This window comes from Pseudomonas sp. PHC1 (genome assembly GCF_046487845.1).
Taxonomy (GTDB): domain Bacteria; phylum Pseudomonadota; class Gammaproteobacteria; order Pseudomonadales; family Pseudomonadaceae; genus Aquipseudomonas; species Aquipseudomonas sputi.
The window spans coordinates 84,111-109,395 of the sequence record NZ_JBJXHJ010000005.1; the positions used below are offsets into that span (position 1 = coordinate 84,111).

Annotated in this window: 19 protein-coding genes and 1 pseudogene; 6 read left to right on the plus strand and 14 right to left on the minus strand. The window is 60.7% G+C overall.

The features are described 5' to 3' along the window. Window positions 1–26 precede the first annotated feature (26 nt). The 5 genes from ACKJSM_RS09260 to ACKJSM_RS09280 are packed head-to-tail and all read left to right on the plus strand — an operon-like array spanning window position 27 to window position 9,373. Window positions 27–1,739, plus strand: coding sequence for a DUF2138 domain-containing protein (locus tag ACKJSM_RS09260; RefSeq protein ID WP_410237266.1), 1,713 nt, complete (start codon window positions 27–29; stop codon window positions 1,737–1,739). Continuing rightward, entirely contained in the window at window positions 1,709–2,374 is a 666-nt protein-coding gene (locus ACKJSM_RS09265; RefSeq protein ID WP_236194171.1) for a DUF1175 domain-containing protein, read from the plus strand. Before ACKJSM_RS09260 ends, ACKJSM_RS09265 begins: the two co-directional genes overlap by 31 nt. Continuing rightward, entirely contained in the window at window positions 2,371–6,936 is a 4,566-nt protein-coding gene (locus tag ACKJSM_RS09270) for an alpha-2-macroglobulin family protein (RefSeq protein WP_410237267.1), read from the plus strand. The genes ACKJSM_RS09265 and ACKJSM_RS09270 overlap by 4 nt, the downstream gene beginning before the upstream one ends. A 1-nt stretch (window position 6,937) precedes the next feature. Further along, a complete protein-coding gene (locus ACKJSM_RS09275) occupies window positions 6,938–8,557 on the plus strand; it encodes a DUF2300 domain-containing protein (protein ID WP_410237268.1) in 1,620 nt (539 codons plus the stop codon). Window positions 8,558–8,560: 3 nt separating this feature from the next. Next, window positions 8,561–9,373, plus strand: coding sequence for a YfaP family protein (locus ACKJSM_RS09280; RefSeq protein WP_410237269.1), 813 nt, complete (start codon window positions 8,561–8,563; stop codon window positions 9,371–9,373). A 43-nt stretch (window positions 9,374–9,416) separates the two neighbouring features. Here ACKJSM_RS09280 and ACKJSM_RS09285 read toward each other — a convergent pair whose 3' ends face one another. The 14 genes and pseudogenes from ACKJSM_RS09285 to ACKJSM_RS09350 form a co-directional block, all read right to left on the minus strand. Further along, window positions 9,417–10,502, minus strand: a complete 1,086-nt coding sequence (locus ACKJSM_RS09285) for a macro domain-containing protein (RefSeq protein ID WP_410237270.1) — start codon at window positions 10,500–10,502, stop codon at window positions 9,417–9,419. Then, window positions 10,499–11,143: a DUF4433 domain-containing protein gene (locus ACKJSM_RS09290; RefSeq protein WP_410237271.1), complete on the minus strand. Its 645-nt coding sequence runs from the start codon at window positions 11,141–11,143 to the stop codon at window positions 10,499–10,501. The genes ACKJSM_RS09285 and ACKJSM_RS09290 overlap by 4 nt, the downstream gene beginning before the upstream one ends. Next, window positions 11,140–11,721, minus strand: a pseudogene (locus ACKJSM_RS09295) (DarT ssDNA thymidine ADP-ribosyltransferase family protein). The gene ACKJSM_RS09290 and the pseudogene ACKJSM_RS09295 overlap by 4 nt, the downstream one beginning before the upstream one ends. Before the next feature lie 185 nt (window positions 11,722–11,906). Then, window positions 11,907–12,827, minus strand: a complete 921-nt coding sequence (locus ACKJSM_RS09300; RefSeq protein WP_410237272.1) for a restriction endonuclease — start codon at window positions 12,825–12,827, stop codon at window positions 11,907–11,909. A gap of 128 nt (window positions 12,828–12,955) precedes the next feature. Then, window positions 12,956–13,387, minus strand: coding sequence for a hypothetical protein (locus tag ACKJSM_RS09305; protein WP_410237273.1), 432 nt, complete (start codon window positions 13,385–13,387; stop codon window positions 12,956–12,958). Window positions 13,388–13,829: 442 nt separating this feature from the next. Then, window positions 13,830–14,570: a helix-turn-helix transcriptional regulator gene (locus ACKJSM_RS09310; RefSeq protein WP_236180212.1), complete on the minus strand. Its 741-nt coding sequence runs from the start codon at window positions 14,568–14,570 to the stop codon at window positions 13,830–13,832. A 221-nt stretch (window positions 14,571–14,791) separates the two neighbouring features. Beyond that, a complete protein-coding gene (ppa, locus tag ACKJSM_RS09315; protein WP_007933577.1) occupies window positions 14,792–15,319 on the minus strand; it encodes an inorganic diphosphatase in 528 nt (175 codons plus the stop codon). Window positions 15,320–15,433: 114 nt separating this feature from the next. Continuing rightward, window positions 15,434–16,246 carry a zinc-dependent peptidase gene (locus ACKJSM_RS09320; protein ID WP_236180214.1) on the minus strand — a complete coding sequence of 271 codons (813 nt, stop codon included), beginning with the start codon at window positions 16,244–16,246 and terminating at the stop codon, window positions 15,434–15,436. Window positions 16,247–16,250: 4 nt separating this feature from the next. Continuing rightward, window positions 16,251–16,901: a DedA family protein gene (locus ACKJSM_RS09325; protein ID WP_236180216.1), complete on the minus strand. Its 651-nt coding sequence runs from the start codon at window positions 16,899–16,901 to the stop codon at window positions 16,251–16,253. A gap of 227 nt (window positions 16,902–17,128) precedes the next feature. Continuing rightward, window positions 17,129–17,590, minus strand: coding sequence for a GNAT family N-acetyltransferase (locus ACKJSM_RS09330; protein ID WP_007958617.1), 462 nt, complete (start codon window positions 17,588–17,590; stop codon window positions 17,129–17,131). A gap of 116 nt (window positions 17,591–17,706) precedes the next feature. Further along, window positions 17,707–18,540 (minus strand): ethanolamine ammonia-lyase subunit EutC, encoded by an 834-nt coding sequence (eutC, locus tag ACKJSM_RS09335; protein ID WP_410237274.1) that lies wholly within the window; start codon window positions 18,538–18,540, stop codon window positions 17,707–17,709. After that, window positions 18,537–19,931: an ethanolamine ammonia-lyase subunit EutB gene (locus tag ACKJSM_RS09340; protein WP_236180220.1), complete on the minus strand. Its 1,395-nt coding sequence runs from the start codon at window positions 19,929–19,931 to the stop codon at window positions 18,537–18,539. Before ACKJSM_RS09340 ends, eutC begins: the two co-directional genes overlap by 4 nt. Window positions 19,932–19,983: 52 nt before the next feature. Next, entirely contained in the window at window positions 19,984–21,435 is a 1,452-nt protein-coding gene (gene eat, locus ACKJSM_RS09345; RefSeq protein ID WP_236180222.1) for an ethanolamine permease, read from the minus strand. 102 nt (window positions 21,436–21,537) lie between these two features. Beyond that, window positions 21,538–23,058 carry an aldehyde dehydrogenase family protein gene (locus tag ACKJSM_RS09350; protein ID WP_236180223.1) on the minus strand — a complete coding sequence of 507 codons (1,521 nt, stop codon included), beginning with the start codon at window positions 23,056–23,058 and terminating at the stop codon, window positions 21,538–21,540. Window positions 23,059–23,357: 299 nt separating this feature from the next. On the opposite strand from ACKJSM_RS09350, the gene ACKJSM_RS09355 reads away from it, so the two are divergent. Then, window positions 23,358–25,274 carry a sigma-54-dependent Fis family transcriptional regulator gene (locus ACKJSM_RS09355; protein ID WP_410237275.1) on the plus strand — a complete coding sequence of 639 codons (1,917 nt, stop codon included), beginning with the start codon at window positions 23,358–23,360 and terminating at the stop codon, window positions 25,272–25,274. Window positions 25,275–25,285 lie beyond the last annotated feature (11 nt).

Consider the following 25,285-nt stretch of genomic DNA (forward strand, 5'->3'; position numbering starts at 1 on the left):
CACGGATGAATTCGGGTTCTGGAAAGATGAGCGATAACACTGCTGCACCGGCCGCCGTTACACCTGCCGGCAAACCTTCCCGGCGCTGGCCGTTGCTGGCGGTCGGGCTGTGCCTTGTCGCCGGCGTCGCGGGCGGGCTCGGATGGCTGATGCACAAACCCAAGGCGCCAGCGGCGGAGTTGGCCAGCGACAAGCTCGGCCTGAGCCGCCCGGACGCGCTGCTGGAAACCCGCTCCCTGAGCCAGTTGCCCAAGGACCTGCTGACGGTGCCGTTTCTCAAGGCCACGCTCACCGAGGATTTCGTCTTCTATTACGAAACCCACGCCGACCGCCTCGGGCTGATCGGCAGTTTGCGGCGGATCATCTACGAGCATGACTTGAAACTGCAGGACAGCCTGATCGAGCAACTCTTCGATCAACCGGCTGACGTAGCGTTGTGGCGCGGCGCCGATGGTCGGCTGAAGGATTTCCTGCTGGTGATGGATCGCGGCGGGCTGGCCAAAGTGCTGGAGCCGCTGGCGAAAGTCGCGCTGGATGATTCGCAGTTGAGCGTGTTCAGCACTCTGAAAGTCGGCGGCGATGAAGTGCCGCTGTATCAACTGACCTACAACGCCGGCAAATCCCTGTTGTTCGCCTCCCGTGGCGACAAACTGGTGGTGCTGTCCAACCCGACCAAATTCTACGACCCGGAAGGTGGTGCTTCCGAGGAGTCCGGCCACGTTTCGCCGCAAGCGCTGGCGGCGCTGCTCAACGGTGAAAAACTGTTCCCCGAAGCGTTCGGGTTGCCGGCCAGGACGCCTGAAACCAAACAGCGCCTGTCGGTCAATTCCAGCGTCCTGGCCATGGGTTACCAGCGCTTCATCCCGAATTTCGCCGGCCTGCGTTTCGACATGGACGACAAGGGCTGGCACAGCTATCTGGCGATGGACGAACTGGAAAACCAGCCGGACTTCGATTTCAAACCGGTCTGGCAAGCCATGCCGCTGGGTGCCAGTGCCTGCGTGACCTTGCCGGTCGCCGCCGAACCGCAGAAACCGTTGCTGGTGAAGCTCGGCGCCGAAGAAGCCGTGGCGCAGACACTCACCGAGCACGTGGCCGGCGCGGCGGGCCTGTGCTGGTACGCCGATTCGCGGTTATACACGCCCTTGCTGGTGGCCAGTCTGAACGACGAAGACAACGGCAAACTCGACGCGGAGATCGGCACGCTGTTCGATTCGATGGTCGGCGCCTATGAAAGCAAGGTCGACGACCACGCGTTCCCGGTGGTCGAGAAACAGGAAGGCCAGAGCCACCTCTGGCAGCGTCAGGTCAGCTCCAATTTCGGCCCGTACGCGGCCAAGGATGCCGAGAACCCGGACGCAATCACCGGCCGTGCCTTCATGAAAGTCAGCCTGGCGCGCCACGGTTCGACGCTGCTGTTTTCCCTCGACGACAAACTGGTCGACAAGGCCCTCGGCACCCTCGACAAACGCTTCCCGCCGATGGCCGATGTGTTGCCGAAAGACGTGCTGATGCCGATCTACTTCGGCCCGGATTCGATGGCGCAACTGATTCAGCAGGAAACCCTCGACAGCCTGCCGCAGGACATGGAGCCGGTGTTCTACAACGCTGCGCAAACCTACCTGATCCCGAAACTGCGCACCCTCGGCGGCATGGGCAAATACGCCCTGACGCTGCCGGAAGGCAGCGAGCCTGACGGTCACTGGCAATGGCTGCCGCTGGAGTGGAAAGCGCTGTGACCGGGTTGATCCGCAGCCTCGGCTTGCTGGCGCTGTTGCTCAGCGCCGGGGCCCGAGCCGTTGAAGCGCCGGCCCTGGATCCAGCGCAGTCCCAGGTCTTTCGCGCCTGGTTCGTGCGCATCGCCCAGGAACAATTGAGCAAAGGCCCCAGCCCGCGCTGGTACCAGCAGGACTGCGCCGGGCTGGTGCGGTTTGCCGCCAACGAAGCGCTGAAAGTCCATGACGACAAATGGCTGCGTAGCAACGGCGTGTCCAACCGCTACCTGCCGCCGGAACTGGATCTGAGCGCCGATCAGCGCAAGCTCGCCCAGCAATGGCAGCAGGGCGGCGGCAAGGTCGGGCCCTACGTCAACGCGATCAAACTGATTCAGTTCAACAGCCATCTGATCGGCCGCGACGTGTCCCAGGCACGGCCCGGCGATCTGATGTTTTTCGATCAGGGCGATGACCAGCACCTGATGATCTGGATGGGCCGCTACATCGCCTATCACACCGGTACGACCACCCCAACCGACAACGGCATGCGTTCGGCAAGCCTGCAGCAACTCATGACATGGAAGGACACCCGATGGATACCCGACGCAGCCAACCCCAACTTCATCGGCGTCTATCGACTGAATTTTCTCTCCCAATGACCGGTGCCCGCATGCTGCGTTTACTGCCCTTTCTGTTGCTGTCAGTGCTGCCTTTTTCGGCCGTGAATGCTGAGGACACTGTCGAGCCGAGCGGCTACACGCCGGTCTCCGGTGAAAGCTTTTTCCTGCTGGCCGACAGCAGTTTCGCCGCCGATGAACAGGCGGTGGTGCGCCTCGAGGCGCCGGGTCGCGACTACCGTCGATTCCGCATGGAGCCCTACGGCGGCGCCGACATCCGCGTGTACAAGATCGACAAGCCGCTGGACTTCCTCAAGCGCCAGAAGAACCTGCACCGCGTGGTCAGCGACGGCCAGTTCAAGGGCGAAGGCCTGTCCAACACCCTGTCGTACTTGTGGGACAACTGGTACCGCAAATCCCGTCGGGTGATGCAGCGTGCGTTCTCTTACGAGTCGCGCCAGCAGGTCACCGAAGAAGTGCCGGAGCTGAAGATGGGCAATGCCATCGCCGCACCGACGCCGTACGACGCGCAACCGCAGTTCGCCCTGATTCCGGGTCTGCCGGTGGTCAGCCAGTTCCGTTATCCGCTGTGGCAAGCGAAGCCGATCCAGCCGCCGACCGGAGTCAACCTGGCCGGGTCTTCCAGCGAGTTCGTCAGCGTCGCACCGGGTAACGTGTACATCCCGCTGGGTAACCTGAAACCGGGCCTGTATCTGGTTGAAGCGCTGATCGGCAAGTACCGCGCAACGACCATGGTTTTCGTTTCCAACACCGTCGCGGTGAGCAAGATTGCCGGTGATGAATTGCTGGTGTGGGCTGCGCGCAAGCACGAAGGCAGCTCGGTGCCGAAGGTCAATGTGCTGTGGACCGACGGCCTCGGCGTGATGAGCAGCGGCGCCACCGACACCGATGGTTTGCTGCGCCTGAAACACGTCAGCCCGGAGCGTTCGTTCGTGATCGGCGAGGACGAAGAGGGCGGGGTGTTCGTCTCGGAAAACTTCTACTACGACAGCGAAATCTACGACACCAAACTCTACGCCTTCACCGACCGACCGCTGTATCGCCCGGGTGATTGGGTGTCGCTGAAAATCGTCGGCCGCGAATTCAAGAATGCGCGGGACTCGGTCTTGCCGGGTGCGGCGGACGTCAATGTCAGCGTGCTCGATGCGACCGGCACCGAGTTGCAGCGTCTTGATCTGAAACTTGATTCCAAGGCTGGCACCCAGGGTCGTTTCCAGTTACCGGACAACGCCGTGGCCGGTGGTTATGAGCTGCATTTCAACTATAAGGATCAGGCCTACAGCAGCGCGTTCCGGGTGGCGGAGTACATCAAGCCGCACTTCGAAATTTCGCTGAACCTGGCCAAGCAGGATTACCGCACCGGCGAACCGGTGAAGGGCAGCCTGGTGCTGCTGTACCCGGACGGCAAACCGGTGGCCAATGCCAAACTGTCCCTGAGCCTGCGCGCCCAGCAACTGTCGATGGTCGACAACGAGCTGCAATACCTCGGGCAATTCCCGGTGGAGCTGACCAGCACCGAACTGACCACCGACAGCAAGGGCAACGTGACCCTCGATCTCCCGGCCGCCGACAAACCCAGCCGCTACATGCTCACCGTGTTTGCCAGTGATGGCGCGGCGTATCGGGTCAAGACCACCAAGGAAATCCTCATCGACCGCGGTGCTGCCAGCTTCCGCCTGAGCGCGCCGCAGCGCTTCAGCGCAGTCGGTGACAAGGTCGCGTTCAGCTACGCCAACGAAGGTGGCAGCGAACAGGCTCAGGCCGTGGTGCCGAGCGGCTACAGCTGGGTTCGCCTCGAAGACCAGACCACCGGCGAAGGCAAACTGACAGCGAAAGACAAAGGCTTCAGCGTGGCTTTCGAGCGCCCGGGCACCTACAACCTGTCGCTGAAAGATCAGCACGGCCGAGTGCTCGGTGCGACCGGTCATTCGGTCACCGGCGACGGCGTCAAGGCTGTGCCAGGCACCGTGGAAATCGTCCTCGACAAACCCGAGTACAAGGCTGGCGACGAAGCGCTGGCGCTGATCACTTTCCCGGAGCCGGTCAGTGACGCACTGCTGTCACTGGAGCGCGACAAGGTTGAAGCCACCGCGCTGCTGGCCAAGGGCGGTGACTGGCTGAAACTGGAAAAGCTCAGCGATACCCAATACCGCGCGCGCATTCCGGTGAAGGACAACTTCGCGCCGAACCTGACGTTCTCGGTCCTGTACACCAAGGGCGGTCAGTACAGCTTCCAGAACGCCGGGATCAAGGTCGTCGCGCCGCAGATCGACGTGGCGATCAAGACCGACAAAGAGACCTATCAGCCGGGCGATACCGTGACGGTCGACCTGACCACGCAGTTCGCCGGCAAGGCTGTGCCGGCGCACCTGACGGTCAGCGTCGTGGATGAAATGGTTTATGCGCTGCAACCGGAAGTCGCACCGACCATCGACCAGTTCTTCTACCATCCGCGCCGCAACAACGTGCGCACCAGCGCCAGCCTGTCGTTCATCAGTTACGACGTGGCGTTGCCGGGCAGCCCCGGGGCACCCGGCAAGGCCAACCGCAGCGAACGCGGGGTGAAAGTGCTGGAGCGACCGCGTCGCGAAGACGTTGACACCGCCGCGTGGCAACCGGAGCTGCTGACCGACGCCGACGGCAAGACCCGCTTCACCTTCAAGATGCCGGACTCGCTGACCCGCTGGCGCATCACTGCGCGGGCGATGGCCGATGATGGTCAGGTCGGGCAGAAGAAGCAGTTTGTCCGTTCGGAAAAACCGCTGTATCTGAAGTGGAGCGGGCCGAGCAAATTCCGCAAGGGCGATCAGCCGCAACTCGGCGTGTTCGCCTTCAGTCAGGCCGAAAAACCGGTCAAGGCCGAGCTGGTGACGCATTACGCCGGCGCCGAACAGCGCCTGCCGGTGACGCTCAACAACGGCATCAACTACCTGCCGCTGCCGGCCTTCGCACTGGCCACGGGCGAATGGACAGCGGAACTGGTGCAGGACGGCAAGACCGCCGACGCCCTGGCTGTGCGCCTGACCGCCACCGGCGAAGGCTGGCAGGTGACGCAGACCCAGAGCCTCGACGTGGCCAGCGGTGACACGCCGCTGAGCCTGCCGGCGGACGCCACCGACATTCGCCTGCGTCTGGATGACAGCCCGCAAGCGCTGTTCCGTTCGGCCCTCGACGACCTGCTCAGCTATCCGTACGGCGGCGTCGAACAGACCGCCAGCCGCTTGCTGCCGCTGAGCATCGCCTATCCGTCGCTGGCGTCGAGCCCGCAGATCCGCGACCGCTTGCGTCTGATCATGCAGAACAGCCGCTTGCGTCTGGTGCAAATGGCCGGGCCGTCGGCGAGCTTCACCTGGTGGGGCTTTGACGGCGAACCGGACGCGTTCCTCACTGCTTACGCCTATTACGCTGATTGGAACGCCAGCCAGGTGCTGGACCTGAGCCTGCCGCCGGAGCATTGGCAGCGGGTGCTGGAGGTTTACGCCAAGCAGGCGCCGAATACACCGTTGCTGCAACGGGCGCTGATTCTGTCGTTTGCCAAACAGATGCACTTGCCGGTCAACACGCTGCTCAGCGGCTTGATGGACGATCTGGGCAAGGCTGGCGAAGGCAATGCCGAAACCCTGATGGACGACGGCGAAGACAGTCTGGTGATGAGCGACCCGGACTCGGCGCTCGGTCTGGCGGCGGCGCGAGTGTTGAGCGCATCGGTGGCCACGCAGTCGAAAGTTGCTTTGCCAGATGCGTTCAATCGTCAGTTGGGCGCTGCGCAACAGCGCTTGGCCGTCAGTTCGCAGCCGTTTGCCGAAGCGCTGAACCTGTCGCTGCAACCGTTCGATCAGGCGCGTGCAACAGCGTTGTTGCAACGCCTGCTGCCGCAGCAATCGACCCTCGAACGGGCGCTGGCGCTGACCTGGCTGCAACGCAGCATCGCCCTGGCATCGCCGACCATCGCGCTGGCACCGGGCGAGGGCTGGAAGAAAAACTACGGCGCGACCGGCGAGATGTACTGGACGTGGCAGGGGGCGGCGCCGGTGCCGAGCGTGTTGACGGTGTCGGGCATTCAGGAGCGTCCACTGCGTGCGGCGCTGAGCTTCCAGACTCAGCAACCGGCGGTCGATCCGATGGCGGTGACCATCACCCGTCGCCTGTCGCGCCTGGTGCCGGGTGACGCAGCCTTCACCTTCAAACTGGAGCCGGTCGGCAGCAAGCCGTTGTCCAGCGACAGCCTGTACCTGGACGAAGTGATCCTCTCCAGCAAGGCACCGAAACCGCTGCGCTACGGCATGCTCGAAGTGCCGCTGCCGCCGGGCGCCGACGTCGAGCGCACGACTTGGGGCATCAAGTTGCAGGGCAAGGACGGCACTGAACCGACCGCGCTGGAGAAAGCACGGTTCGAACCGGGCCAACTGGCCTACGCGGTGCCGGTGGATGCGCTGAGCGGCGAATGGCGTCTGCGCCATCTGGTGCGGTTCTCGCAGAAAGGTCAGTTCAACCTGCCGCCGGTGCGTTTCACGCAGGTCTACGCGCCGCAGCATCAGGCCCGGGAAGCGAAAGCCGCCCTCGGTCAGGTCACGGTCAACTGACATGACCCGGCCGCTGGTCTGGCTGCTGATGTGTGTGATTCCTGCGCTGGCGACGGCGCAGGATGAACCGTTGCGCGTGGCCTACGAGGGCGAATTGCTGTCGCTGAACACCACGCAGTTGATCGCTCGCGAGCCGTTGTCTTCGTCGCTGGATACGCCGCTGGGCAGTCTGTGGAAGCTGTTTGTCTACGCGTGGCTGGTGGATACCGGTGCGCACGAGCCTGCTTATGAATGTCGCGGGCAGTCGAAGGAAGAAGTCTATTGCTGCACCGCGGGCGGCAAGATCGAGCGTGATCAGGCGCTGGTGAAATCCTGCGGGCTGTATTTCGAGCCGGCGCGGTTGGGTATAACCGCTGACGATTGGAGAACCTATTGGCAGGCGCGACAGGCGCCGTCATGGTTGCTGGATTTGCCATCGGTGCAACCGGCTACTCGGGTTTCCGTGGCTGACTTGCTGAAGGTTTTGTCTTTGTTGCCGGCTCAGAATCAGATGCGTCGTGTTCTGCTCGATGTAGTGCTGAACGCGGCGGACGGCAATGTCGTCGGTGAACTCGGTGGGCGCTTGCGGGTGAAAACCTGGAGCTGGCTCGGCGATCAGGACCCGCAATCACGCCAGGGCGGATTCGCCGGCTGGACGGCGGACGGCTCGCCGATCTGGGCCGGTGGCCGGGGTACCAGTCAGAGGGTGTTGCGGCGTTACGGTTCGGCGTTGGCGACGGTGTTGCCTGCATCATGGCCGGCGGACGCGGGGCGCTGCGTTGAGGTCGGACTGTTCTCGCGTTATCCGGTTTCGCGGGTGCTGTCGGGTGAGCGCGTAGTCGGTTCCGGCCCTTTGCAGGGCGATTACCGCGTCGAATTCGCCAACGGCAATGCGCTGGATATCCACAGCGACGGCGAGCTGTTTCTGCTCAACGACAAACTGGTCGCCCGGCTGGATCGCGAGGAGTACGTCGCCCGAGTGCTGGAGCGTGAAGCCAGGCCTGAACCGGCCGAAGCCGCCAAAGCCCTCGCCGTGGCGATCCGCACCTATCTGCTGCAAAACGCCACGCGCAACGGCGACTGTTTGAGCATCGATGACAGCAGCACCCGCCAACGGGTCGCCCCGCGACCTGCTTCCGCCGAGTCCCGCAATATCGCTGCATGGACGGCGGATCTGGTCCTGGCCGGCAGCACCGTCACCTATCACTCCGATCAACCCGGCCCCGACAAACTCGCCTGGCAACAAGCGGTCGAGCAAGCCAAGGCCGGCCAGCGTTACGACGCGATCCTGCTGCACGCCTATCCGCGCGCCAGCCTCAGCCGCTGGGACAACCCGGTGGCGTCCTGCGAAGCGCTGCCCGCCGCGCAAGACTGGCTGCAAAAACAACGGCGCGGCTGGCGCCCGAGGCTGGAAAGCGAAACCGGCTACAACGAAGTCAGCACGTTCGCCGTCTGCAAACTCGCCTTCGGCCGCCCCTTCGTCGACCGCGAACGCCAGCGCATTTACGTGCGCGGCGTGCTGTCCTTGCAGGATCGCCTCGACCTGACTCACGAATACCTGCACCTGGCCTTTGAAGCACACCCCAACGGCCAGGACGAAACCTATATCGAAGGGCTCGCCCGTCACCTTTTGCTGGAATAGACCATGACACTCCGTTATCCACAGGTCTTGCTGTTGCTCTGCGCATTTGCCGCGGTTTCGCCGGTGATCGCCGCTGACGGCGTCAAACTCGACACCCCGGTCGGCGGCTGGCGCAGTGGCGCGCCCGAAGGCGAGGGCGAGAGCTTCCGCCAGACCGTCAACTACCCGGCCTCCTCGGTGAACACTCCGCTCGGCCAGGCCAACACCGCCCGCATCAGTGGTGAAATCAAAGCGACACCGAAAAGCAAAGAGCCCGGCCGCCTGATCGTCAACGGCGTCAGCATGCCGCTGAAAATCGACGACAGCGGCCGCTTCGACCGCCCGTTCTCCTTCCCCAACGGCAGCAACAGCGTCGAAGTCCGCAGCCCCGACGGCCAGCAACGGCATCGCACGCAATTCCTCAATACCAGTGGCGGCGCGACTCCGGCAAAACTCCGGGTATTGCTGGCGTGGGACAGCGACGGCACTGACCTCGACTTGCACCTGATCACACCCGACGGCGCGCACATCTGGTACGGCGATCGCGTTGCCCCCAATGGCGCTGCTCTGGATGTCGACGTGACCACCGGCTACGGCCCGGAAATCTTCGCCATGCCGGCGCCGATCAAGGGGCAGTATTTGGTGTATGTGAATTATTTTGGCGGTGGGTATCGCGGGGATGATGAGGGTGGGGAAGAGGCGGTGCAGCCGTTGACTACGGCGCAGGTGACGGTGATTACCGAGGAGGGGACGCCGAGCGAGAAGATGGAGACGTTTCTGGTGCCGATGCGGGCGGTGGGGGAGTTGACGTTGGTGAAGTCGTTTAGTTATCCCTGACGGTAATTGGGCAGAAGGTTGCTGCCCAATTCTATTCAATCACTCAGGCCGCTAATTCAGGTCGGAAGCTGCTGGTGGTCAGACGCTTGAGCGCAATATCAAGAGACTGATCATCGAACAGTTTGCTCTTGCGCGCCGCCGCACCGGCGCCACCGTCCCAGTGCTTCAATGCTTCGCGCACTGCGGGAACGGTTGCCGAAACGCCTTCCTGGCTCAACAGCCAGTCAACTGTCGCCAGCAACTCCATGCCGAATGGCGATTCAAAACCGTCAATGAGCTGAGCTGTGCGTTCCAATGCTTGAGAGTATTCCTTGGCCTCAGTCTTGAGATAAGCCTGCAAAAAGGCTTTGCGTTCTTGATCAAACCAGATCACATCGCTAATGCCAGCGTCACTGATTCGCTTGTCACAATGCAGATAGCTTCCATCAAGGTTATCGAGCAGATGCTCCAGACGGTTAGCGTACGGGCCGTATTTATGTGCGACGAACTTGAGGTTGAGCGGGTTTTCAATTTCCGGCAGCTTCTCGATAGCGCGCTCAAGAAACCAGGCTAGTTTCTGGATTTCCAGCAGGCTGCATTCCATGCCCAACACCCAATAGCGTCGAACCAGTTCGGCGATAAGGGCACGAGCCGGGGTGAGTTTCTCTACACCGCTGCGCTTGGCGACATTCAGATATTGATTGGTAGGCTCGAACACCAGTACGTCGACATCCAGATCCCCCAAAACCTCAACGATGTGTTCGCGGACTTCAGGCCACTTCAATCCACCGTTACCAGCACCCAGTGGCGGGATCGCGACGGATTTCACGTCATTCTCAATTAGAAAACGACGCAGGTCGTGCAGACCTTCTGTTATCCAGGCCATTTGCGAAGGTGAACGCCAGTGACGTTTGGTCGGGAAATTCACGATCCAGCGAGGTCCTTCAAGTTCGTTGGTGGCGGTCACGTGCATCTTACCGGTTTCAACTTCCTTGGCCTTGCACGCCGCTGCGTACAAACGATAGTTCTGCGCAAAGCGTTCTTTGAACATCAGCGCGATGCCTTTGCCCATCACGCCCACGGTGTTCACCGTGTTGACGAGGGCTTCGGTCTTGGCTTCCAGCAGGTTGCCCTGGGTAAATCTGATCATTGGAAATACCATTTGGGACGCGCATGGACAGACAACGTCAGGCCTCGAGCGGCGACGTCTTGTTCTATGCGTTCTTTCATTGCATCGGTGTGGCACATGATGCCCAGTAGTCCCGTGATCGGTAAGTGATGGTGGATTAGCGCTTCCGCTTGATAACGCTCCATTTTACGAGGGTCATCAGGATCGCGCTTGAAGTCGCGCCGTTGAAGGATAGTCCAATCGATCTGGTCGAGATTCGCCAGATCGCTGTAGTAGTCTGTCCAACTCGGATAGGCATGTGCGTTTGTGAAGACAAACGGTAGGCCGAGCTCTTCAACGCGATAAAGGCTTGAGACCAGAATGACGATCTCATCATTGCTGCGTTGCTGCACGCTCCACCCGGAGTGGATGTTCTGCATCATCACCGAGAAGGGCGTGAAATAGAAGGGCACGTAGTCGGCCAGGACGCCTTCGGGTGCGATAGGCACCTGACGGGAACGGCGCTTGTCGATCAAGTCGACGTTTCCTATGTTCACGTACTGAGGTGCCTGTATTTCCGAGTTTGCGCAATGCAGGCCGTTGTCCAGAATCCAGGGCAGGTTATCGCGATGGACGATACGCCAAATCAGAGCTTTCTCTGGATTCAGGCTGGTGTAGTTCATTGATAAAACATTCTCTGATTCACGCTGGTCTGCACATTAACATCCGCTGCCTGCAATTTAGCTACGCAAAGTGCATCGACTTCTTCGCTGGGGGTGAAGATTTTGAAGAAGGCCTCAGGTTTAACAACCCCCGGTGCGAGACACTCGGCCATGCAGATGCTTTTGCAATGAGGGTCCAGGTAATCGCGACTGCTCATGACATCCCACTCGATGGCTTCGAAACCCTGTTCGTAATCAAGGAGCTGTATTGAGTCGCCTGCTAACGGGTGGCGTGGAATGATTTTCCAGCCGTATTGCCTGGCTGTTGATCTGTAGACCGAGATCAACACAAATTGTGCCTCTGGCCTGTTGCGCTGGACGCTTCCGTCAAATGGATTCTTCGCAAACTAGTGGAAGGGAACGTATTTATCGAGCTGCAAAGCCTGACGCTTTTTCAGGATTTCAGCATCTGCGACGTCTTTGAAACCCGAGAGGCTGGCGCGAGGTTTCAGGCCATCCGTGAAAATTCCATCCAGGTTTTCAACCGAAGTGAGATGGTAGAGAAGCTTCTGATCCTTGATGCTTTTAACGTCCGACATAGTGGTCTCCTTGACCTGCACATCAAACTAATCTGGATTCAGTCCCGGCCTCGCCCCGTGCTGATGTAACCCTCGATCCGTGGGGGTTGGTCGAACAATTACGGTGATTCTAGTGTGCCATCATTTTTGGCCACAAGCCTAATATGGGAATTGATTAACAGGGCCAAATCGCAAGACTCATGAATTCACTCCTCATCAAAGTAATCGCGATCCAGCGTCGGCAGGCGTAACAAGCGAGATGTCACACCAACCTCATGATCCATCATCAGGTGCACCAGTCGCGTCCCGTCTACCAACACAATACCGTCCACCGATTTGGCGAAGTCGACAGCGTGCGCCGTAAAGCCAGAAGTGGTGATAAACACACCGCGTTTTGCTTTTTGCCCTGCGAGCGCGCCATAGAATGCCTGCAATTCAGGTCGGCCAACGGTGTTCTGCCAGCGCTTGGCCTGAACGTAAACTTTCTCCAACCCCAATTTATCGAGCGAGATAATGCCGTCGATGCCGGCATCACCAGAACCTCCGACACGTTGCAAGTCATTGCGGCTGGCGCCGTAACCCAAGCGATGAAGCACATCCAGTACGATCACTTCAAAGCGGTTGGGGCTGACCTGGAGGAGGTTATCCAAAAGGTCTGCCGCTGTGGCATCGCGCAGTTCCTTCAGCGCTCGCTCCAATCGATCGTCGGGGCTTTCGGTGGCGGAGGTCAGATCGGGCTCAGCACTTGGTTGGTCATCCAGCGGCTCGGCGTCTGGTGCGACTTTCAGCCTCACGTTCATGTAGCCAATTGCTAAATGCTCCACCTCTTTGGCCGACAGTGGTGATGCGTGATCTTTGGCGTACTGCACACCCGCATCCGTCAACTTCCAATATCCGCGCTTGGCGCTGCTGGAAAGACCGGCACGCTTGAGTCGGTCGTGCGCCCAGCCTGATCGGTTCTTGTAGGTAGCCTGACCACTGGCGATCAGTTCTTCGCGCTGAGCCTCAGTCAGTTGCAGCATTTTTGCTGCTGCTTCATGGGCGTCCCGAGCGACTGCGCCCTCGGATTTGGTGGCGAGAAAACGCAGGATCGGTTCAATGAACTGATCGTAGGTTGGAACGGACATGGGCGCATCCCTGTGCTGAAAGTGTTCATGGCGATCGGATGGTGATTGTAAATCAATGGTGAATATGGAGGGCTTCGCGACGAAAGCGTTGGCAAGTGAAAGCGTAAGTCGCTATGTCAGTTCCACCATCAATCCGGAAAAACGCCGCAAAGTGCGTTGCCTTGGTAGCCCTGAACGATTGGCCCCAACGTCATGAGTGGGCCGCACGCGTAGAAGGGAGATGGCACTTTTTGTTGTGTGTTGAGCAGAACGACTTCGTTGCCGGTCTCGTCGCTGCCGAATGATTGCTCTTGATACGAAGTGCACACCGGCAGCTTCAATGGCACAGGGATGACCAGTGCCCAAACGGTAATCCCGCACCATTCTCGCGTGGGTGTCGACGTTACCGTTCTGCTGATTTGTGGAGTGACTGACCGATAGCTCTGCGCTCGGTAAGCGTCTGTCTTGGCGGTGGTCTTTTCCGGGAGCGATACGATTGCTCCAATGCATCCTGAAAGACAGAGGCACAGGGCAGCTGTCATGCCAGCTGACTTCATGTGTGAGCTGATGGTTTTGGGCATCAGTTTTGAACGTCCTTGTGGGGTGACTTGAGCATTCAGAGTTGCCGTGGCTTCCAGTAGGCGAGGCTCTGCTGTGCAAACATGGTTGCACTGCGCTCTACCGATAAAACCCGCCCCCGGCCGGTTTTTCAGCAGGCATTAAAAAGCCGGCTTGTGGCCGGCTTCTCGGGGACTGGCTTGGTTTATTTTTGGTAAACCGCGCCAGCCTTCAAAACGTACATCCGGATCTTGCGTCCGGCTGTGGGACTTGGTCAGACAGTGGTCTGCCGCGTCAGGCGTCATCTGGGCCGCTTGGCGGGTCGATGCGCGAATGTGGGGCGCAGGATACTGAGTTTTGCTTCTGATTCCCAGCTTGAAGTGCGGTTTAGAGCTATCAAACTGAAGGAAATCGAAGATTTGTACCGACTTTCAGGGCCTCATCGCCAGCAGGATGGCTCCCACTTCAGAGAAACGGCACCACCGGCCGCCGCTTGCCCAGCGTGGACCACCAGAACACCCACCCCAGCACATGAATCCGCTGCTCCTCGATCTGCGCTGCGCGAAAGATCTCGTCCGGGTATTCGGCACTATTGTGGCTGCGCAGGCGCAGGGCGTTACCCGGCATGCGATGCAGGTATTTGATGCGCAACATGCCGTCGTGTTCGATGGCGTAAATTTCGCCGTCCACCACCTGGGTGAGGCCGCGGTCGATGGCGAGTGTGGAGCCGTCCTCGATTTTCTCGGCCATGCTGTTGCCGATCATTTGGGTGCAGATGGCATCGGTGGGGCGGATTTCCAGGGCTTCGAGGTGGCTGCGGGGCAGGCGGATGGTTTGTTCCGGGTCCTTGATGACGTGGGTCTTGCCGGAGCCGGGGGCGGTCGGTGTTTCCTTGTAGAGCGGCAGTTCGATGTCGGTGGTTTCGAGCACCGTGTAGACGCCGCGAATGGCATGGGCATCGAGGATGTCGCCCGAGTCCGTCTGCAGGTGCGGGGCCTCTTTCGGACCTTCGCCGGTCTTCAGCCATTGGCTGTTGACGGACAGCAGGCGCGCAACTTCTTCCAGACGGTACGCGGGTACGCCCCGGGTGTACCAGTTATGAACGTTTTGGGCTTCCGTGCCCCAGAACTTTGCGAATCCCGTGGTGGTGATGTTCGCAGCTTCCAGGAGTGCCTTGAATCTTGGACCGCTAGTGTTCTTTCTCATAAACACGAGTCTACGACCGGCCTAGAGCGGTTTGAATAAACCTTGCGTTCAAAATCAGGGCAAATTTTGCGACGGGATGTAAGACGTCCTTGTGGGAAATTACACGAACTAAAACTTTTCTGTAGTCCGTCATAAACAAGTTGTTTAAGCCCCTGACGGTCGGGCACAAAAAACCCCGGATCAACCGGGGTTTTCTTCAAGCGCTTCGCAGGTCGTGAGGCTTAGCCTTTGTAGGCAGCAACCGACTTGGTGATCGCGGCGCGGGCGGCGTCTGCACCGTCCCAGCCTTCGATTTTCACCCATTTGCCTTTTTCGAGATCCTTGTAGTTCGCGAAGAAGTGCTCGATCTGCTGGATCAGCAGGGCTGGCAGGTCGGTGTATTCCTTCACGTCCACGTACAGCTGGGACAGCTTGTCGTGTGGAACGGCGATGACTTTGGCATCGCCGCCGCCGTCGTCAGTCATGTTCAGGATGCCGACTGGACGTGCGCGGATCACCGAACCTGGCGCAACCGGGTAAGGCGTTACGACGAGTACGTCCAGAGGATCACCGTCGTCAGCCAGGGTGTTCGGGATGTAACCGTAGTTGGCCGGGTAGAACATCGGGGTGGCCATGAAACGGTCAACGAACAGGCAATCGCTGTCTTTGTCGATTTCGTATTTGATCGGCGCGTGGTTGGCCGGGATCTCGATCGCGACGTAGATGTCGTTCGGCAGGTCTTTGCCAGCCGGAATCTTGCTGTAGCTCATTGGGCGTTGCCCCCGTTAGTTGACCAAAAACACTTGGCCGGATTGACCAAAAAGTGGCGGCGATTATAGGCATATTCTGCCGTGGACGCCATGTACCGGAAGTCGTGCAGACCTTTACTCGTGAGCCTGATAGACCGGGTCGGTGGCCTGAAGTTGCTTCAGGCGCGCCAACGGGTCCTGGCGGTAGAAAAGCTGCAGCTGCGCATACACCTGTGGATAAGCCTCGTGCAGCAGATCCGGAGCGCTAAAGAAGTACTCACTGGTGACGGCGAAGAATTCGGCCGGGTTCTCGGCGGCATACGGGTCGATGGCGGTTTCGGCGTCGGGATGGCGGTCGAGCTGGTGATTGAGGTCGTCGTACGCCCTCTGCATCACCTCGGCCCAGTCGCTGACCCGCATATCGGCGTGCAGCGGTGGCAGGCCGTTGGCGTCGCCGTTGAGCATGTCGAGCTTGTGCGCCAGTTCGTGGATCACCAGGTTATAGCCTTCCCAGCCACCACTGGCCATCACGCCCGGCCAGGCGAGGATGATCGGCCCTTGCTGCCAGGCCTCGCCGCTGTGTTCGCCGTCCCACTCATGCTCCACGCCACTGGCATCGCGATGGCGCTGGGGGCTGAGGAAGTCGTCGGGGTAGAGGACGATTTCGTGGAAACCCTGATACCAGTTCAGATCGCCGAGATGCAAAAGCGGCAACTGCGCCTGGGCGGCAAGCAGCAGGCGCTGTTCCTGGTGCAGTTCGACGCCGGGCAGGGCGGTCAGGTGTTTGTCTTCAAGGAACAGCACGCTGGCTTCACGCAGCCACTGGTCTTCAGCGGCCGTGATGCCGTCGAGAAAACTCAGGTGATGACGCACCCGTTGCCACAGTTCGTCGGCAATCGGGTGCCTGGCCAGAATGCGCCGGCGTCGCCAGGCGCTCAGCGACCACATCGGCTTAGTGCGATTGAGCTTTGGTGCTGCCGAAGCGGCTGCGAACCACGCCGATGATCATCGGTACCAGCGACAGCAGGATGATGCCCACCACCAGCAGCGACAGGTTCTTCTTGATGAACGGCACGTTGCCGAAGAAGTAACCGAGCGTCACCAGACCGCCGACCCACAGGACGGTGCCGAACACGCTGAAACCGAAGAAACGCGGATAAGGCATCTTCGCGACACCGGCAACGAACGGTGCAAAGGTGCGGATGATCGGCAGGAAGCGCGCCAGAGTCACGGTTTTGCCGCCGTGCTTGTCGTAGAAATCGTGGGTCTGTTGCAGGTAGTCGCGGCGGAAAATTTTCGAGTTCGGGTTGCTGAACAGCTTTTCGCCCGCCGTTCGTCCGATCACGTAGTTGGTGCTGTCGCCGAGGATCGCCGCCAGCATCAGCAGGCCCGCCAGCAACACCGGATCCATGCCGCCGCCCGCAGCGACTGCGCCGGCGATGAACAGCAGGGAGTCACCCGGCAGGAAGGGCATCACCACCAGACCGGTCTCGCAGAAAATCACCAGAAACAGGATGGCGTAGATCCATGGCCCGTAATTATTCACCAGCAGGTCGAGGTAAACGTCGAGATGCAGGACAAGATCGAGCGGGTTGAAATCCATGGAGGCACCTGTGGTGATGGCCTGACTCGGCAGACCTGTGCGGATGACTTCGTGTAAGCCTACAAGCGGGTGTAGTTTTTCTTACAAGCCGGAAAGATCGGGATTATACGGGCTGAAGGGTGAAAAGCGCGTTGGTTTTGTAGCGGGGGATGTCGGTGTGAATAAATGTCGGGTTGGCGTGCATTTGGGGAGGGAGGCTGCCCCCTCCCCCGCAAGACGCCCCGCGATCAGAGCTCGTCGCTGATCGGCAGCACATAGTTTTTGAACTCGGTGTCTTCCTTGAAACCGATGGACTCGTAGGTTTTCTGCGCCACTTCGTTGTCCGCGCTGGTGGAGACGCGCATGCGCACGGCCTGGGTTTCCTTGGCCATTTTCTTGGCGGTGCGGATGAGATTGTCAGCCACCAGCTGGCGGCGGGCGTCTTCGGCGACATAGATGTCGTTGAGGATCCACACGCGCTTGAGCGACAGGGAAGAAAAGCTCGGGTAGAGCTGACAAAAGCCCATGAGCTTCTTGTCGTCGTCATCGGCCAGCGCCAGATAAATCACCGATTCCTTGCGGCGCAGGCGTTTTTCGAGAAAGGCCCGGGACGAATCCGGATAGGGCAGGGAGCCATAAAACTCGCGGTACTTAACGAACAACGGGGTCAGCAAATCCAGGTGTTCGAGGGTCGCTTGAATAATCCGCATGGTAGGTCTCGTCCTTCAAGTGGCTGTCTTCACGTGCTCTGACGGCGATGGGAAACCCGGGCGGCCGTGCATCGATCCTGCCTGAAACCGGCGCAGAAAGGCAATGCAGAAACGGTTCAGGCGGGGGGCGGATCGAGTAGGAAATTACTCTTCATGTCCGCACCGGCTTCCGATTCCAGCGTCTGAACCTGCGCTTCGTCTTTCAGATTGACCCCCGACAGTTGTCGCCGACAGGCTTCGCGCATCAGATACAGCAAGCGATGCGCCGCCATACCGTAGCTGAGTCCTTCCAGCCGCACATTGGAGATGCAATTGCGGTAAGCATCCGTGAGGCCGACCTTGGGATTGTAGGTGAAATATAAACCCAGGCTATCGGGCGAACTGAGGCCCGGACGCTCTCCAATGAGCATCACGACCATTTTCGCGCCCAGCAACTGGCCGATTTCATCGCCAATCGCCACTCGGCCCTGCTCCACCAGTACCACCGGCGCAATCGACCATTCGTCGGCGGCCATCTGTTCTTCCAGACGGGTCAGAAACGGCAGAGTGTGCCGATGTACCGCCAGCGCGGACAGACCGTCCGCCACCACGATCACCAGATCCACGCCGCCCGGATGCGCCTGGGCGTATTCGCGCAGGGCTTGCGCCGATTGATCGCTCAACTTGCGCCCCAGGTCCGGGCGTTGCAGGTAGCTGTTGCGATCCACCGCCGCGCTGTGCAGCAGCAGGCTGTCGCGCTGGCGCTCGGTCAGTTGGGCGCTGAGCCCGGCGTGATCGAACGGCAGATGCACTGCATCCCGTGCTTGCGCGTGGGCGTACTGGAAATCCAGTTGTGCGCGGGTCGGCAGGCTGGTGCCGGTGCGGCCGAGAGCAATGCGCGCAGGGGTCAGACGACGTAGCTCCAGCCACGGGTTTTGCGGATCGACGGGCGGTTTTTCCATCTGACTCATCCCAGTTGCGCCAAGGCCTGGCGAAAGGCCGGCGGCAGGTTGTTGCCGAAGCGGACCTTGCCGTCCGCCTGGGTGAAGATGCCCATGTTTGCCAGCCACTGCTCGAACTCCGGCGCCGGTTTCAGGCCCAGGGTCTGGCGCGCGTAGAGCGCGTCGTGGAACGACGTGGTCTGGTAGTTGAGCATGATGTCGTCGGAGCCGGGAATGCCCATGATGAAGTTGATCCCCGCTACGCCCAGCAGGGTCAGCAGGGTGTCCATGTCATCCTGGTCGGCTTCGGCGTGGTTGGTGTAGCAGATGTCGCAGCCCATCGGCACGCCGAGCAACTTGCCGCAGAAATGATCTTCGAGGCCGGCGCGGATGATCTGTTTGCCGTTGTAGAGGTATTCCGGGCCGATGAAGCCTACGACGGTGTTCACCAGAAACGGCTTGAAATGGCGCGCCACGGCGTAGGCTCTTGTCTCGCAGGTTTGCTGATCGACGCCGTGATGGGCGTTCGCTGAAAGAGCGCTGCCCTGGCCGGTCTCGAAATACATCAGGTTCTGCCCGAGTGTGCCGCGATTGAGGCTCAGGCCCGCTTCGTAACCTTCCTGCAGCACGTTCAGGTTGATGCCGAAACTGGCGTTGGCCGCTTCGGTGCCGGCAATCGACTGGAACACCAGATCCAGCGGCACGCCACGGTTGATCGCTTCTATGGACGTGGTGACATGGGTCAGCACGCAGGCCTGGGTCGGAATGTCGTAGCGCTGGATGATTGCGTCGAGCATTTCCAGCATCGCGCAGATCGAGGCGATGCTGTCGGTGGCCGGGTTGATGCCGATCATCGCGTCGCCATTGCCGTACAGCAGACCGTCGAGAATGCTCGCGGCGATGCCGGACGGTTCGTCGGTCGGGTGATTGGGTTGCAGCCTTGTGGATAACCGTCCGCGCAGGCCGAGGGTGCCGCGAAATCGGGTGACCACGCGGATCTTCTGCGCCACCAGCACCAGATCCTGTACGCGCATGATCTTCGACACGGCAGCGACCATTTCCGGCGTCAGGCCCGGGGCGAGGGCGCGCAGGCTGGACTCGTCGGCCGCTTCGCTCAGCAGCCAGTCACGAAAACCGCCTACCGTGAGATGGCTGATGACCGCAAAGGCCTGCCTGTCATGGGTGTCGATGATCAGTCGGGTGACTTCATCGGTTTCGTAAGGAATCAGCGCTTCCTGCAAAAAGTGCGTGAGCGGGATGTCGGCCAGCGCCATTTGCGCGGCGACACGCTCGCCATCGTTGAGCGCGGCGACGCCGGCCAGGAAGTCCCCGGAGCGTGCCGGGCTGGCCTTGGCCATCACGTCCTTGAGGCTGTCGAAGCGGTAGGTCTGGGCGCCTACCGTATGAGCGAAACTGGCCATACACAATTCTCCGTGACGGCGCAGGCCAGGCCTGCGCCGTAATTTTCGGCAGTCAGTGCAAGGCTTCCTCAGCCTTCTGGATCGCCGCAAATTCTTCTTCCGGCGTGCCTGCTACCAAGTGATGTCGACTGTAGAGTGCAAAGTAAGCAATTAACACTCCATAGATGATGGCTGCGCCGATCACCACCCGTGGATCCACCAGAAAGCCCGCCACCACGGCGATGCACGCCAGCACCAGAGCGATGCCGGAGGTGAAGATGCCACCCGGGGTGCGATACGGTCGATCCATTTTGGGGCGGCGAATGCGCAGCGTGATGTGCGCAGCCATCATCAGCACATAGGAAATGGTTGCGCCGAACACCGCTACCAGAATCAGCAGGTCGCCCTGGCCTGTCAGCGACAGGCCGAACCCGATAATGCCGGGAATCACCAGCGCCAGCACCGGAGCCTTGCTTTTGTTGGTTTCGGACAGCTTGCGAGGAAGGTAACCGGCGCGGGACAACGCGAAAATCTGCCGCGAGTAGGCATAAATGATCGAAAAGAAACTGGCGATCAGCCCGGCCAGCCCCACGAGGTTGACGAAACTACCCATCCAGGTCGAGCCGCCGTAGGCGTTGCTCAGTGCTTCGACCAATGGGTTGCCGGAGGTCAGCAGCGAGTTGGCGCCCGCACCGCCGGGGCCGACGATCAGAATCAACAGGGCAAACATGAGCAGCACCAGCATGGCCCCGATCAGGCCGCGCGGCAGGTCACGCTTGGGGTTCTTGGTTTCCTCGGCGGCCAGCGGCACGCCTTCAACGGCGAGGAAGAACCAGATCGCATAGGGTATCGCCGCCCAGACGCCGACATAACCGAATGGCAGGAACGGACTGGCGCCCGCAGCACTCGTCACGGGTATATCGAGCAGGTTGGCAATGTCGAAGTGCGGCACCATCGCCACCAGAAACACCCCCAGCGCTATCGCGGCGACAGCCGTGATGACAAACATCAGTTTGAGCGCCTCGCCGACCCCGAAAATATGGATGGCAATGAAGATGATGTAGAACGCCAGATAGATCATCCAGCCACCGATGCCGAACAGCGACTGGCAGTAGGCACCGATGAACACCGCGATGGCGGCAGGGGCGATGGCGTACTCGATGAGAATGGCAGTGCCGGTGAGAAACCCGCCCCACGGCCCGAATGCGCTGCGGGCGAAACCGTAGCCGCCGCCGGCGGTGGGAATCATTGAGGACAGTTCGGCCAGAGAAAAACACATGCACAGGTACATGGTGGCCATCAGCAGCGTCGCGAGGAACATCCCGCCCCAGCCACCTTGTGCCAGGCCAAAGTTCCAGCCGGCGTAGTCGCCGGAAATGACATAAGCGACACCGAGCCCCACCAGCAGAACCCAGCCGGCGGCACCTTTTTTCAGTTCGCGTTGTTGGAAGTAGTCCGAACCGACTTTTTCGAAGTCGACGGAGGCGCCGGTCGCCGGAGCGCCAGCAGGAGATTCGCCAGGCATAAAGTGCACCCTTCTTATTGTTTTATTGGCCCGATCGGAATGTCGGGTCGAACGCCGGGAGCGAGCAAGCTCGCTCCCGCAGGGGAGCGAGCTGCAGGTGGATCAGAAGAAGCCCAGCGGATTGATGTCGTAGCTCACCAGCAGGTTTTTGGTCTGTTGGTAGTGATCGAGCATCATCTTGTGGGTTTCACGGCCGACGCCGGATTTTTTGTACCCGCCGAACGCGGCGTGCGCCGGGTACAGGTGGTAGCAGTTGGTCCACACACGACCGGCCTTGATGGCGCGGCCCATGCGATAGGCGCGGTTGATGTCGCGGGTCCAGAGGCCGGCACCCAGGCCGAACTCGGTGTCGTTGGCGATCGCCAGGGCTTCGGCTTCGTCCTTGAAGGTGGTGATGCTCACCACCGGGCCGAAGATTTCTTCCTGGAACACGCGCATTTTGTTGGTGCCCTTGAGCAGGGTCGGCTGGATGTAATACCCGGTCGCCAGGCTGCCCTCGAGTTTTTCCACCTTGCCACCGGTCAGCAGCTCGGCGCCTTCGCCCTTGGCGATTTCCAGGTACGACAGGATCTTGTCGAATTGCTGCTCGGACGCCTGGGCGCCGACCATGGTGTCGGTGTCGAGCGGGTCGCCACGTTTGATCTGGCTGACCTTTTTCATCACCGCTTCCATGAACTGCGGATAGATCGATTCCTGAACCAGTGCGCGGGAAGGGCAGGTGCAGACCTCCCCCTGGTTGAAGAACGCCAGTACCAGGCCTTCGGCGGCTTTTTCAATGAAGCTTGGCTCGGCCTGCATGATGTCTTCGAAGAAGATGTTCGGCGACTTGCCGCCCAGCTCCACGGTGGACGGAATGATGTTTTCGGCGGCGCATTTCATGATGTGGGAGCCGACCGGGGTCGAACCGGTGAAGGCGATCTTGGCGATGCGCTTGCTGGTGGCCAGGGCTTCGCCGGCCTCTTTGCCGAACCCTTGCACCACGTTGAGCACGCCCGGCGGCAGCAGGTCGCCGATCAGCTCCATCAGCACGCTGATGCCCAGCGGCGTTTGCTCGGCGGGCTTGAGCACCACGCAGTTGCCGGCGGCCAGGGCCGGGGCGAGTTTCCACGCGGCCATCAGGATCGGGAAGTTCCACGGGATGATCTGGCCGACCACGCCCAGTGGTTCATGGATGTGGTAGGCCACGGTGTTGCCGTCGATCTCGGCGGCGCTGCCTTCCTGGGCACGCAGGCAACCGGCGAAATAACGGAAGTGGTCGGCGGCCAGCGGGATGTCGGCGTTGAGGGTTTCGCGGATGGCTTTGCCGTTGTCCCAGGTTTCGGTGATCGCCAGGGTTTCGAGGTTCTGTTCGATGCGGTCGGCAATTTTCAGCAGGATCAGTGAGCGGGCCTGGGCGGACGTTGAGCCCCAGGCATCGGCAGCGGCGTGGGCGGCGTCCAGGGCTTTTTCGATGTCTTCGGCCGTGGAGCGCGGGAACTCGGCAATCGGTTGGCCATTCACTGGCGAGGTATTGGTGAAGTACTGACCTTTGACAGGCGCGACGAACTCGCCGCCGATGTAGTTACCGTACTTGCTCTTGAACGAGACTTTGGCGCCTTCAGTACCGGGGTGAGCGTAACGCATGATGTTCTCCTTGGCTGTTGTATTTATCAGAGAGACGCGCATGAGCGCTTGCTATAAGCGTAGAGCAAAGGTCGGGCCACTGCCGTGCAGGTCAGGCAAATCAAGGCCTTGCGAGATTTGTGTCGGACAAATGGCAAGCGTCTGTGACGGTATCGGTACGGCTCCGGTGACAGTTTGTACCGCTTTTGGCACAACCCGTGACCGGGCGGTCTTGCCAGCATTGCAAAGACCGGTGGGCTGGAGGATGCTGGGCACCACTTCACGCATGGGCCGATGAGCCTCGGGGAGAATAATAAGAAATGCACGACAACCATTTGAGTCGCCATGCCCAACAGGTTCTCACCGTCACCCAGGGCAAGCCGCACCTGCATGGCCCCGGTGCCGACCCGTCGATCGCCCGCTCGTGGCTGCGCTGCCTTGAGGACTATCACCTCGACCCGGCCCTGACCATGGCGCCGACCGTGCTCGAACACGGTCGCATCCTCGAAAGCCGCGAACGGCTGCAACAGGTGTTGCAGATTGCCGGCAGTGAAATGAGCAGCCTGCATCAACAACTTTCCGGCGCCGGCCACGCGGTATTGCTGACCGACGCGCGCGGGGTGATCCTCAACTGCGTCACTGCCCCCGCCGAACGCAAGATCTTCGAGCGCGCCGGTCTGTGGCTGGGTTCCGACTGGAGCGAGGCCTGCGAAGGCACCAACGGCATCGGCACCTGTCTGGTGGAGCGTCAGGCTTTGACCATCCATCAGGACGAACACTTTCGCGGCCGCCACACCGGCCTGACCTGCTCGGCGAGCCCGGTGTTCGACCCCCACGGCGAACTGCTGGCAGTGCTCGATGTTTCTTCCGCGCGGCATGACGTCTCGCGCCAGAGCCAGTTCCACACCATGGCGCTGGTCAATCTGTCGGCGAAGATGATCGAGAGCTGCTATTTCCTGCGCTGCTTCGATAATCAATGGTTGCTGCGTTTTCATCTTCAGGCCGAGTCTGTCGGGCTGTTCAGTGAAGGGTTGCTGGCGTTTGACGGGGAAGGGCGGATCAGTGCAGTCAATCAGAGTGCCTTGAACCTGCTTGGGCACATTCGTGGCGGCTTGCTCGGCAAACCGGTGGAGGCGTTTTTCGATTGTTCGCTGGATGAATTGCTCGGGCGCGCCAGTGCCAATGCCAGCGCCAGTTGGCCGTTGCGCACTCGTGACGGGCGGCATCTGTTTGCGGTGCTGCGCGGTGAAACCCGCCGGCCGCTGCCGGCAGCACCGGCTCCCGCGGCTGTCGCAGCGCCGCGTCTTGCAGGCATTTGCCTGGGGGATGCGGCGTTGCAGGCAGATTTTCGCAAGTCGCTGCGGGTGTTCGAGCGCGACGTGCCACTGCTGATCAATGGTGAAACCGGCTCTGGCAAGGAAGCCTTTGCCAAGGCTGTGCACAACGCCAGTCAGCGCGCCGGCAAAGCGTTCGTCGCCCTCAACTGCGCGGCAATTCCCGAGAGCCTGATCGAGAGCGAGCTGTTTGGCTACCGCGGCGGCAGCTTCACCGGTGCGCGCAAGGACGGCATGCGCGGCAAGTTGCAGCAGGCCGACGGTGGCACGCTGTTCCTCGATGAAATCGGCGACATGCCACTGGCCTTGCAGACTCGTTTGCTGCGGGTGCTCGAAGACCGGCAAGTGGTGCCGATCGGTGGCGAACCGGAAGCGGTCAACGTACGGATCATCAGCGCCACCCACCGCAATCTTCTGGAGCGGGTCGGCGATGGCAGTTTTCGTGAAGACCTGTATTACCGGCTCAACGGACTGGAAGTGGCGTTGCCGCCGTTGCGCGAGCGCAGTGACAAGTCGCAGCTGCTGGATTTCCTGCTGGCCGAAGAGGCGGGCGGGGAAAAGATTCTGATCGAAGAGCCGGCGCGCCAGGCGTTGCTGGGCTTCAACTGGCCGGGCAATGTGCGGCAGATGCGCAATGTGCTGCGCACGTTGGCGGCGTTGTGCGATGAAGGGCGGATCGGACTGGAGGATCTGCCGGCGATGTTCCGGCAGGTGCAGCCGCTGTTGGTCAAAACCGATGAGGCGGCATCCGGACAGCCGCTGGAAGACGCCGAGCGGCAGGCGTTGCTCAATGCGCTGGAACACACGCGCTGGCACATGACCCAAGCGGCTCAGCAACTGGGCGTGAGCCGCAATACGCTCTATAGAAAGCTGCGCAAGCACGGGATCGCCCGAACCGCCTGAATACTCCTGCA

What these genes read in the sequence shown, in the direction of transcription:
- ACKJSM_RS09260 (WP_410237266.1), top strand. Translation starts at nt 27, where the DNA reads ATGAGCGATAACACTGCTGCACCGGCCGCCGTTACACCTGCCGGCAAA.
- ACKJSM_RS09265 (WP_236194171.1), top strand. Translation starts at nt 1,709, where the DNA reads ATGGCTGCCGCTGGAGTGGAAAGCGCTGTGACCGGGTTGATCCGCAGC.
- ACKJSM_RS09270 (WP_410237267.1), top strand. Translation starts at nt 2,371, where the DNA reads ATGACCGGTGCCCGCATGCTGCGTTTACTGCCCTTTCTGTTGCTGTCA.
- ACKJSM_RS09275 (WP_410237268.1), top strand. Translation starts at nt 6,938, where the DNA reads ATGACCCGGCCGCTGGTCTGGCTGCTGATGTGTGTGATTCCTGCGCTG.
- ACKJSM_RS09280 (WP_410237269.1), top strand. Translation starts at nt 8,561, where the DNA reads ATGACACTCCGTTATCCACAGGTCTTGCTGTTGCTCTGCGCATTTGCC.
- ACKJSM_RS09285 (WP_410237270.1), bottom strand. Translation starts at nt 10,502, where the DNA reads ATGATCAGATTTACCCAGGGCAACCTGCTGGAAGCCAAGACCGAAGCC.
- ACKJSM_RS09290 (WP_410237271.1), bottom strand. Translation starts at nt 11,143, where the DNA reads ATGAACTACACCAGCCTGAATCCAGAGAAAGCTCTGATTTGGCGTATC.
- ACKJSM_RS09300 (WP_410237272.1), bottom strand. Translation starts at nt 12,827, where the DNA reads ATGTCCGTTCCAACCTACGATCAGTTCATTGAACCGATCCTGCGTTTT.
- ACKJSM_RS09305 (WP_410237273.1), bottom strand. Translation starts at nt 13,387, where the DNA reads ATGCCCAAAACCATCAGCTCACACATGAAGTCAGCTGGCATGACAGCT.
- ACKJSM_RS09310 (WP_236180212.1), bottom strand. Translation starts at nt 14,570, where the DNA reads ATGAGAAAGAACACTAGCGGTCCAAGATTCAAGGCACTCCTGGAAGCT.
- ppa (WP_007933577.1), bottom strand. Translation starts at nt 15,319, where the DNA reads ATGAGCTACAGCAAGATTCCGGCTGGCAAAGACCTGCCGAACGACATC.
- ACKJSM_RS09320 (WP_236180214.1), bottom strand. Translation starts at nt 16,246, where the DNA reads ATGTGGTCGCTGAGCGCCTGGCGACGCCGGCGCATTCTGGCCAGGCAC.
- ACKJSM_RS09325 (WP_236180216.1), bottom strand. Translation starts at nt 16,901, where the DNA reads ATGGATTTCAACCCGCTCGATCTTGTCCTGCATCTCGACGTTTACCTC.
- ACKJSM_RS09330 (WP_007958617.1), bottom strand. Translation starts at nt 17,590, where the DNA reads ATGCGGATTATTCAAGCGACCCTCGAACACCTGGATTTGCTGACCCCG.
- eutC (WP_410237274.1), bottom strand. Translation starts at nt 18,540, where the DNA reads ATGAGTCAGATGGAAAAACCGCCCGTCGATCCGCAAAACCCGTGGCTG.
- ACKJSM_RS09340 (WP_236180220.1), bottom strand. Translation starts at nt 19,931, where the DNA reads ATGGCCAGTTTCGCTCATACGGTAGGCGCCCAGACCTACCGCTTCGAC.
- eat (WP_236180222.1), bottom strand. Translation starts at nt 21,435, where the DNA reads ATGCCTGGCGAATCTCCTGCTGGCGCTCCGGCGACCGGCGCCTCCGTC.
- ACKJSM_RS09350 (WP_236180223.1), bottom strand. Translation starts at nt 23,058, where the DNA reads ATGCGTTACGCTCACCCCGGTACTGAAGGCGCCAAAGTCTCGTTCAAG.
- ACKJSM_RS09355 (WP_410237275.1), top strand. Translation starts at nt 23,358, where the DNA reads ATGCACGACAACCATTTGAGTCGCCATGCCCAACAGGTTCTCACCGTC.